This window comes from Burkholderia sp. E168m23 (genome assembly GCF_016586125.1).
GTDB classification, from domain to species: domain Bacteria; phylum Pseudomonadota; class Gammaproteobacteria; order Burkholderiales; family Burkholderiaceae; genus Burkholderia; species Burkholderia orbicola.
Map to the genome: position 1 here is coordinate 1 of NZ_BCPP01001480.1, position 1,026 is coordinate 1,026.

Sequence of the window (1,026 nt, forward strand, 5' to 3'; positions counted from 1 at the left end):
AACCCCGACGGACCGGCGTTCAGTGGCCGGCGAATTCGGTAACGGTATAGACCGGCAGTCCGGCGTTGCGCAGCAGCGTCGAGCCGCCGAGATCGGGCAGGTCGATGATCGCCGCGCCTTCGACGACCTCCGCGCCGAGCCGCTGCAGCAGATTGCGCCCCGCCATCATCGTGCCGCCGGTCGCGATCAGATCGTCCATGATGATCACGCGGTCGCCGGGCTTGCACGCATCTTCGTGGATCTCGACCGTCGCGCTGCCGTATTCGAGGTCGTACGACTCCGAACGCGTCTTGTACGGCAGCTTGCCGACCTTGCGGATCGGCACGAAGCCGACGCTCAGCTCGTACGCGACGATCGGCGCGATGATGAAGCCGCGCGCGTCGAGCCCCGCGACGTAGTCGAGCTTCGCGTCGACATAGCGTTCGACGAACAGGTCGACGAGGATGCGCAGCGCCTTCGGGCTCTGCAGCAGCGTCGTAATGTCGCGGAACTGCACGCCGGGCTGCGGCCAGTCGGGCACCGTGCGGATCTGGCTGTGGATGAAGGCGACCGGATCGAGCGGTGCGCCCGGCGACGAATGCGGCATGAAACTCTCCGAAAAAAACGGTGCGCGAAGATCGGGCACCGTTTCTGATCAATACGGGTCGGGTTGTGAATCGCGGCTCACGCAGCCGCGGCCGGCGGATCGCGCCGATGGCGCGACAACCGCTCCTCCGCGAGCGCGAGCGCCTCGGGCAGCCCGCGCAGCACCACGATGTCGCTCGCGCGCAGCTTGGTCTGCGGATCGGGTTCGACGCCGCGGATGCCGTGCCGGCGGATCGCCGTGACTTCCAGCCCGAGCGCGTACAGCCCGAGTTCTTCCAGCGAACGCCCGACCGCGTCCGCGCGCGCGTCGACCGGCACCGATTGTAGCCGCACCTGCTCGTGATCGTCGTCGTCCGCATCGTCCGCGCCGCGGAAATAGCCGCGCAGCAGGCTGTAGCGCTCGTCGCGCATCTCCTCGACGCGCCGCACGACCTTGCGCAT

The 1,026-nt window shown here is 68.0% G+C and carries 2 protein-coding genes; both read right to left on the reverse strand.

Going from position 1 to position 1,026, the window contains the following annotated elements; all coding sequences use genetic code 11:
- Positions 1 to 19 precede the first annotated feature (19 nt).
- Positions 20 to 586: an adenine phosphoribosyltransferase gene (locus tag JMF90_RS38305; protein ID WP_012329235.1), complete on the reverse strand. Its 567-nt coding sequence runs from the start codon at positions 584 to 586 to the stop codon at positions 20 to 22.
- A 77-nt stretch (positions 587 to 663) separates the two neighbouring features.
- Positions 664 to 1,026, reverse strand: a 363-nt coding sequence (locus JMF90_RS38310; protein ID WP_201326465.1) for a TrkA C-terminal domain-containing protein, incomplete at its 5' end; no start/stop codon positions are given.